Source organism: Cellvibrio sp. (genome assembly GCF_046347455.1).
Lineage (GTDB): Bacteria > Pseudomonadota > Gammaproteobacteria > Pseudomonadales > Cellvibrionaceae > Cellvibrio.
In genome coordinates this window covers 1-8,101 of the sequence record NZ_JAXMGC010000014.1, presented here as the reverse complement: position 1 = coordinate 8,101, position 8,101 = coordinate 1, and the positions used below count along the sequence as shown (strand labels likewise).

General features: G+C 42.6%; 7 protein-coding genes. 1 reads left to right on the top strand and 6 read right to left on the bottom strand.

Annotated features, from left to right (window positions below; genetic code table 11):
- From U1F02_RS15590 to U1F02_RS15565, 6 genes are all read right to left on the bottom strand, one after another.
- The coding region (locus tag U1F02_RS15590) for a hypothetical protein (protein ID WP_409991327.1) at positions 1-1,050 on the bottom strand (1,050 nt) is incomplete at its 3' end.
- Between the two features lie 110 nt (positions 1,051-1,160).
- Positions 1,161-1,571 carry a hypothetical protein gene (locus tag U1F02_RS15585; RefSeq protein WP_409990037.1) on the bottom strand — a complete coding sequence of 137 codons (411 nt, stop codon included), beginning with the start codon at positions 1,569-1,571 and terminating at the stop codon, positions 1,161-1,163.
- A 465-nt stretch (positions 1,572-2,036) separates the two neighbouring features.
- Positions 2,037-2,546 carry a hypothetical protein gene (locus U1F02_RS15580; protein WP_409990038.1) on the bottom strand — a complete coding sequence of 170 codons (510 nt, stop codon included), beginning with the start codon at positions 2,544-2,546 and terminating at the stop codon, positions 2,037-2,039.
- Positions 2,547-2,745: 199 nt separating this feature from the next.
- Positions 2,746-3,867, bottom strand: a complete 1,122-nt coding sequence (locus U1F02_RS15575; RefSeq protein WP_409991326.1) for an HlyD family type I secretion periplasmic adaptor subunit — start codon at positions 3,865-3,867, stop codon at positions 2,746-2,748.
- The gene (locus U1F02_RS15570) at positions 3,828-4,199 is read right to left on the bottom strand and encodes a hypothetical protein (protein WP_409991325.1); all 372 of its coding nucleotides are present in this window, start codon (positions 4,197-4,199) and stop codon (positions 3,828-3,830) included. The genes U1F02_RS15575 and U1F02_RS15570 overlap by 40 nt, the downstream gene beginning before the upstream one ends.
- Positions 4,200-4,201: 2 nt before the next feature.
- Positions 4,202-6,349 (bottom strand): type I secretion system permease/ATPase, encoded by a 2,148-nt coding sequence (locus U1F02_RS15565; RefSeq protein WP_409990040.1) that lies wholly within the window; start codon positions 6,347-6,349, stop codon positions 4,202-4,204.
- Between the two features lie 322 nt (positions 6,350-6,671).
- Here U1F02_RS15565 and U1F02_RS15560 point away from each other — a divergent pair, with 322 nt between their 5' ends.
- Positions 6,672-7,895 (top strand): glycosyltransferase family 4 protein, encoded by a 1,224-nt coding sequence (locus U1F02_RS15560; protein WP_409990041.1) that lies wholly within the window; start codon positions 6,672-6,674, stop codon positions 7,893-7,895.
- The last annotated feature ends 206 nt before the right edge of the window (positions 7,896-8,101 follow it).

Here is an 8,101-nt window from a genome sequence, read left to right as displayed (position 1 = left end):
TGTGATGTTGTTGGTTATACCGTTCGTTAAAGTGTAATTTCCAACTTGATTAAGACGATTTCCGTTACTATCGATTTGATCAGTTTGATTAGTGTAATTTATATTGATACTAGCAATATTTAAGGCAGAAAGTGAGAACAACTCACCCGTATCAGTAATTCCATCCTGATTAAGATCGCGCCATACTTTTAAGTTGGAAAACGCAGTATCACCTGCATCAATTTTTCCATTATTGTTGGTGTCTAATTCTGCTAACGCAACAAAACCGTTACTTGCAGCGGTGCCATTTTTTAATATTGTTGAATCACCAAATAACTCATTGCCGCTAGTAATTTTTCCATCATTATTTTTATCGAGCACAAGCAGACCATCATCAGCGCCAACCCAACCTGTATTCTCCTTAAAGGTGTCGCCCTTGTAATCAAAGTGAATGTTGCTGTTTAGACCCGTGGTGGAAATAATACCATCGCTATTTAAATCTAAGGCTAAAGGTGATGCAGGGGTTGCTGCCGGACGTTTGAGCTTAGTGGGATTTGGTTTTCCATGCCCTAAAGGAAACACTGCGCCGTTCCAAGGAGGGCCGTATTTTTGGCCCAAAATACCTTTAACACCATCAACATAATCTTTATCGCCACCCACTATTAATCGCAAAACATCTTCATTATTAACCGGCCACAAAAATCCCTGAAATCCGTTCGGATTTAAGCCACCGACTTCTAATGCTTTCCAAGTAAAATCTATACAACTATTGGAAAGACCATTATATTCCATACTAAATCCATAGGCCGCCGGATTTTCACCGTAACTCTTCATTGCATCATATTGTGCTTGAGTGATTTCAACAGTAAGCGACAAATCTGTGCTTTGATAATTTGAGCTGTCGTTCGAATAAACTTGGCCGGGCCCAAAAGCTTCTCCGTGTGTTGAGGGTGCAAACCCATAACTTCTAGGCTGCCCACTAAGTTGGTACCACATATGGCCTACCGCAGACACTCCGCCTGTGTTCAACCCTGTACCTTTTGTTGATATATTCACAGTCAACTTTGGCATTCTTAGCTCCTTTCTCATTCCATAGATTAATTTAAAAAAATTCGATAAGTTGATATATAAACTACAAACTCACTATCTTTCATAAGAATTAATTACGCTATCATTCATAGCTATCTATGCGATCTAACAAGCTCATAACCAAAACGAATAGCAAATAGAATCAACATAGGAACAAAACAATGATAAAGAATTATCCAAAAATAATTAAACAATATGTTATAGATTAATCCACCGTGCTGATGAATAGGCGATAAAGCAAAGTGAATTAGTCCTGCAAGTGGGGAAATTGATAAACTAGCAACGAGAACCCATACAACACTACGCACGCTGTGAGGAATAAATGTAGCAGGAATTAAGGCAGCCCCAATAATCACAGAAGGCACAAGCATTGGAAATGGAAATAACAACATCCAACTTGGTAAAAAGATAGTTTTTGAGAATGAAAAAAAATCAAAATATATATAAACTATAAAAGATAAGATAACAGCACTCGCTCCAAAAGCTAAGTAGTTTCTACTCATATCAAAAGCCCTCATATTATCAAAATTCGATATCCAATTTTTTAAAACACATCTAAAAAACGATATTATTTAACGCCACATATAAGATGCATTATTTATCAAGTGCAATTCTACTTGGCATTACTCTGAAAAAATTACCTTAAAATTAAACACTTTATGAAAATAATCTAAATAAATAATTTTCATAAAATAACTAAAATTATTAAAATTTTTGCATACGAAATATAAAAATTTAGCAGCTTTGTACTATCAACAATACGAATATCAGAATTATTTTCAGCAATTTCCTTAGCAATACAATTAATATTTATATACTGCCCCAAATTGCCAATGTATAAATAGTCTGCGTACCAGTTCCTTTGATTTCTAACTGGAAAATTAAATTTCGCAGATTACTCGACCATTCTCTCGCCGCCAAAGCATCTCTAAAAGCTGTCATCATGACTCTCCTTTAATTTAAAAAATTTATTCACAAAAATCTTTGTTTTTCGCATCTGTATAATATGTAAATTCATAGGAACACCCGGCCACAGCACACGACCAAGTCTCTACGATAACTAAATTTTGGTTTTTAGGAGAAATTACAGCAACACCGCCAGACGCGCCGCTGAAATCACATTTTCGTACTGAATATTTTTGTTCATTATTCTCAAAGGGAGATATAAAGCTTTGTTGACCTAGAGGCTTCTGGATTGATAATCCCTCGGAGACCTTAGTAACTGCAGGAAAGTCCCAATTCGTTATTAATAATTTATCGCCCCCAATCGCTTGCACTTTATCTAGAAGTGGTATTTTCCTATGCACCGAATCAAAACACTCATTGCCTTCAATAATTTTTGCAGCTTCAAGTATTCCTTTTTCTTCAATAATTTTTTCTATCCCAACCAATGACATATTTATTTTCGTACACAACATGTCACACATTGCATTTTCAGAAAATACACCAACAAAAAGTATCGCAATAATTTTTTTCATAAAACACCACCTCATAAAAATATAAACACAAATCAATTAAAAGTTAAATTTCATTAGGTCTGATATTTTGACAGCTATACGATAAATTATCAGGGTACTTTTGAGATTTATTTGCACGAAGGACATAGTGGTTACCAATATATTAATTAACGCCATTCACTATATTTTTAGATAAACATGAAATTTTCGCCTTCGTTGATTATCTCTCCCTCAAACTCTCCGAAGCATGCCTCATCAACGGATCAAGGAAGTATTCAATCACACGTCGCTGTGTTGTTTTGATTTCCACCGTTACCGCCATCCCGGGTGACAGGTTTACCTGATTACCATCCACAAAAATTGCGTTTTTGTTGAGGCGAACACGCGTAGCGAATACTAAGCCCAGCTTTTCATCTTTAATTGCATCTGACGACACTGAAATAACTTCGCCTTTTACAGTGCCGTATTTTGTGAAGGAAAAGGTTTCAACCTTCACTTCCACTTGCTGGCCTTTACGAACAAAGCCAATATCCTGATTAGACACGTATGCTTCAATTTCGATGGGGCTATTGGTGGGAACAATCGTCATAAGCGGTTGCGCGGGAGTAACAACGCCGCCGATAGTGTGAATAGCTAATTGCTGGACTGTGCCATCCACAGGTGCGGTTAAACGCATAAAGCCACCGCGCGAGGTTGCCTTAATAAATTCTTGCGACAATGAGCTAGTTCTTTGCTCTGCCTCGTGCAATTTATCGAGCCAGTTGCGGCGAGTTTCTGCGTAGAACTGTTTACTCTCCCGCTGGGCTTCAACAAGTGCCGCTGTGATTTCCGCCAGATGTTCCTTTTGCGCTACCAAATCTCGCTCTTGTTCAATGAGTGATTTTTTTAGTTCGAGGTACTGGTGATTGGATACGTAGTTTTTTTCGCGAAGGCGCTGGTAGTCTTGTTCACGCTGCTGAATGATGGGTAGGGTTTCCTGGTATTTTTCTAGAATAGATTGCGTGGAGCGCTGCTCAGCTTCTTGCCGCGCTATAACTGCAGCGAGTTGTGAGGCACGGGTTTTGTAGGCATCTAACTGACCAGTAGCTAAACGCTTTTGTGCATCAATATCGGCACCTGAAATAGTGCTTGGGAATTTTTGAACGTCAAATTCCAATGCAGAGGATTTCTTTTGGAGCGTGGCAGATTCCTTTTCATGCGCAGCGAGGAGCGCTTTGTACATTTGTGCATCTAAAAATGCGGCTTGGTATTCGCGCTGCAGGCGATCGATATCAGCTTGCGCGACGGTTGCGTCCAACTCGATTAGACTCTCGCCTGCTTTAACCGCTTGGCCATCCACCACATGAAGGCATGAACCGATGCGGTTTCCATGGGCTGAATGGTTTTGCTGCGGCTGTCAGGGACTATTTTGCCGGTTGCAGAGGCCACAACATCCAACTTGCCAAAACAAGACCACAGCACCAATAAGACCACAAACAATAAAATAAGCCGCATAAATATTTGCGGGGCTGGGTGAATTGGCGTTTCTTGCAATGCGAGTGTCGCGGGCAAGAACTCATATTCGTGGGGAGTGCGTTGTACCGGTTCCATTTCGTGGCGGCGGGCCCACACCAACACAAATATGGATTTGTAGCGGTAGAGCAGCTCTTTAAATGCTTGCACTTTGAGGCTCATGATTAGCCTCCCTGCAATTCAAGCAGGCGGGCGTAATGGCCGCCGTTATTTTCCACCAACTCATTGTGATGGCCCATTTCAACAATTTGCCCGCGTTCCATAACGACAATGCGGTCGGCTTGGCGTACTGAGGATAAGCGGTGGGCGATGATAATAACGGTGCGTCCCACGCAAATATCTTTCATGTTATTTTGAATAATGCGTTCAGATTCGTAATCAAGCGCACTGGTTGCTTCATCAAAAATAAGGATTCGGGGATTACCCATTAGTGCGCGCGCAATGGCAATGCGTTGGCGCTGACCGCCTGATAACGTTGAGCCATGTTCACCCACCATGGTGTCGTAACCATCTTGCAGCTCTAGAATAAATTCATGAGCACCGGCTAACTTGGCTGCCACCATCACTTCTTCGATAGATGCGCCGGGATCAGCAAGGGCGATATTTTCACGAATGGTGCGGTTGAACAGCACGTTCTCTTGCAGCACGACACCGATTTGACGACGCAAGGAGACCGTATCCGCTTGCGCAATATCAACGCCATCAACCAGTACGCGGCCACGCTCGGGTACATAAAGGCGTTGAACCAGTCGCGTTAAGGTACTTTTTCCTGACCCGGAGCGCCCTACAATGCCGATGGTTTCACCCGGCTCAATCAACAGGCTTAGGTTTGAGAGAACTTCCTGGCCATCTGGTCTATAGCGGAAACGGACTTGATCAAACTCAATTCTGCCTTCTAAGCGCGGCAGGCTGGAGCGATTATCGGCGGCCAGCTCGGTACGCGCGTTTAAAATATCGCCCAAGCGCTGCATGGATATGCCCACTTGTTGGAAATCTGTCCACAATTGCGCCAAACGCATAATGGGTTGTGCAACACGGCCAGCCAGCATATTGAACGCAATTAATTGCCCAACACTGAGATCGCCATCAATAACCAACCTTGCACCCAACCATAGAGTCCCAACAACAACCAGCTTACTCACCAAATTCACGCCTTCATGGGCAATTGTTGATAAGGTGGTTGCACGGAAGCTTGCTGATACATAACTCGCTAATTGCTTATCCCAATGGCGAGTCATTTGCGGTTCGACCGCCATGCTTTTTAGCGTGTCTATTCCAGAAATGCTTTCTACCAAAAAGGATTGGTTTTCGGCACTGCGATTAAATTTTTCATTTAAACGAACCCGCAATAGCGGTGTGATGAGCAGCGAGATACAAAAATATAATGGGAGGGAACCTAGAACAATGAGTGTTAGCCACCCGCTGTAAAACAGCATCACTGCAATAAAGACAATCGAAAAAACGATATCAAGCACAACCGTTATGGCGTTGCCCGTTAAAAAGGAGCGGATATTTTCAATCTCCCTAACACGCGCAACCGAGTCACCCACGCGGCGAGCCTGAAAATAGCTCATGGGCAGGGCGAGCAAGTGCCGAAAAATTCTTGCTCCGAGTTCAACGTCAATACGGCTGGTGGTATGGGCAAATACGTAGGTGCGCAGTGCGGACAATAAGACTTCAAAGATGGATACCACTAATAAGCCGATGGCAATTACATCCAATGTAGTCATGCCGCGATGGACAAGAACCTTGTCCATTACCACTTGGAAAAATAGCGGTGTCACTAGAGCAAATAAATTCAGCGCAAGCGATACCAACAGGATTTCACTGAGTAGTTTGCGGTATTTAACAACAGCGGGAATAAACCAAGTGAAATCAAACTTGGCAAGCTCGCCGATCATGGATTCGCGGGATGCCACCAGTATTAACTCACCGCTCCATAACTCAGCCAGCTCTTCCTGACTTAGCACTAATGGACGTGCTGAACAGGGATCTTGAATTAGGAATTTATCAGTATCTGCCTGAGCCAATACAAAAAATTGGCCTGTTTTACTTACTGCTATAGCGGGCAGCGGTGTTCTATCCAGACGCTCAATCGACGTCGAGACATGCTTGACTTGTAACTTATATTTCTTTGCGGCCAACATAATGTCGGACACAGAAAACAATTTACCCGGCAAGCCAAACTCATGCTCAATCTGTTCTGGCTCTACGGGTATTCCATGAAAGCGCGCTAAGAGCACAAGACTAATTAAGCCAGAATCCACAGTCGGCGATTCCTGCAATGGGTCATTTACTTCTAAAACAGACATACAAAATCCTGATTCGAGTTGCGACTACGCAAAGTAACAACCCATTCCCTTCGTCATTTCTACTACATTGCGAGCGGCTTTGCCCAACAGGACATTCACGCAGCAGTAGAAAGCATTTTTTAAAAAATTAGGTGTATCAATATGAGTTTTGGCGGGAGACATGCTTCCATACTCAATTCCTTTTTATACTCAATCACAGGTAGATATAGGTACAATGCGGAAAAAAAAGTGACAAGCCTACTTGCCGGTCGCGCGGAATTTAACAATATTTGCCTGTCGCGTAAACTATCGTTTCGCAAAAGTGTTAAGGAATACAAACTTCATGAAGATTCTTTTCGTTCACCAGAACTTTCCGGGACAATTTAAACACCTTGCACCTACGTTGGCAGAATTGGGGCACGATGTTAAAGCCCTCGCAATTAATAAGAACCCAGTACCGCAAGGAGTTCACTGCGTACATTACACACCATTACGCGGTAACGAACCCAAAGTTCACCCTTGGCTACTGGACATGGAATCGAAAGTTATTCGTGGTGAAGCTGCATATTTTGCAGCGCGGCGACTGAAAGCAGATGGCTTTGATCCGGACATTATCATTGCACACCCAGGATGGGGAGAGGCTTTGTTTTTAAAAGACGTATGGCCACAAGCGCGCCTCGGTCTTTATGCAGAATTTTATTACCAAGCCCAAGGTAGCGATGTAAATTTTGACCCCGAATTTTTAACCACAAATGTTGCTGAAGCTTGTCGGTTACGCATAAAAAATGCGGGCCAAGATTTGCAATTTGCTCAGGCAGATTTATTCTTGTCCCCTACACAATTTCAAGCTTCTGTATTCCCAGCCGATTTACAAAGCAAAATTTCCGTTATTCACGATGGAATTGATACGCAACATTTGACACCTAGTGTGGATGCCGAACTTAAGCTTAATAATTCAGTGGTGCTGAACAAACAATGCGAAGTTATCACTTTCGTAAATCGAAATTTGGAACCAATGCGTGGCTATCATATCTTTATACGAGCCTTACCAGAAATACTGAGCAGACGCCCGAAGGCCCGCATTATTATTGTGGGCGGTGATGGGGTCAGCTACGGAGCAAAGCCGCCCAAAGGTAAAAGTTGGAAGAATATATTTTTGGATGAAGTACGCGATCAGATTGATATGAGCCGCGTACATTTTGTTGGAAAAGTTTCCTACCCAAACTTTATTAAACTACTGCAACTCTCAAGCGTCCACGTTTACCTTACCTATCCATTTGTACTGAGCTGGAGTTTGCTTGAAGCCATGAGCATTGGTTGCGCGATTGTCGCGAGCGACACAGCGCCAGTCAGCGAGGTTATTGCGCACAATAAGACTGGGCGCTTGGTAGATTTTTTTGATAGAGAAGCGCTGGCCGCACAGGTCATCAATTTATTGGAATGCCCTACAGAGAGAGAACGATTAGGTAACGCAGCCCGTGAGTTCGCGATACATAATTACGATTTAAAAAATGTCTGTTTACCTAAACAGATGGAATGGGTACAGAAATTAGCAAGAAAGGGATAATAATTTAATTTTCAAATAAAAGCTTCCTGCCCAACGTTGCACTGATTCTTGCGCAAGCGATGTGTTATCTGTTGTACCGGTATTTCGGTGGACGCGGCTATTTTTAGCGTGTTGTGGTCATTTTGAATGCTGCGGAGGCGGCTCAAGTCCACGCCATATTTTCTTCAAGTCGCCACATGGATCCCAAAATGTACGCTTTGAGAATC

What these genes read in the sequence shown, in the direction of transcription:
- U1F02_RS15580 (WP_409990038.1), bottom strand. Translation starts at nt 2,546, where the DNA reads ATGAAAAAAATTATTGCGATACTTTTTGTTGGTGTATTTTCTGAAAAT.
- U1F02_RS15565 (WP_409990040.1), bottom strand. Translation starts at nt 6,349, where the DNA reads ATGTCTGTTTTAGAAGTAAATGACCCATTGCAGGAATCGCCGACTGTG.
- U1F02_RS15560 (WP_409990041.1), top strand. Translation starts at nt 6,672, where the DNA reads ATGAAGATTCTTTTCGTTCACCAGAACTTTCCGGGACAATTTAAACAC.
- U1F02_RS15585 (WP_409990037.1), bottom strand. Translation starts at nt 1,571, where the DNA reads ATGAGTAGAAACTACTTAGCTTTTGGAGCGAGTGCTGTTATCTTATCT.
- U1F02_RS15570 (WP_409991325.1), bottom strand. Translation starts at nt 4,199, where the DNA reads ATGAGCCTCAAAGTGCAAGCATTTAAAGAGCTGCTCTACCGCTACAAA.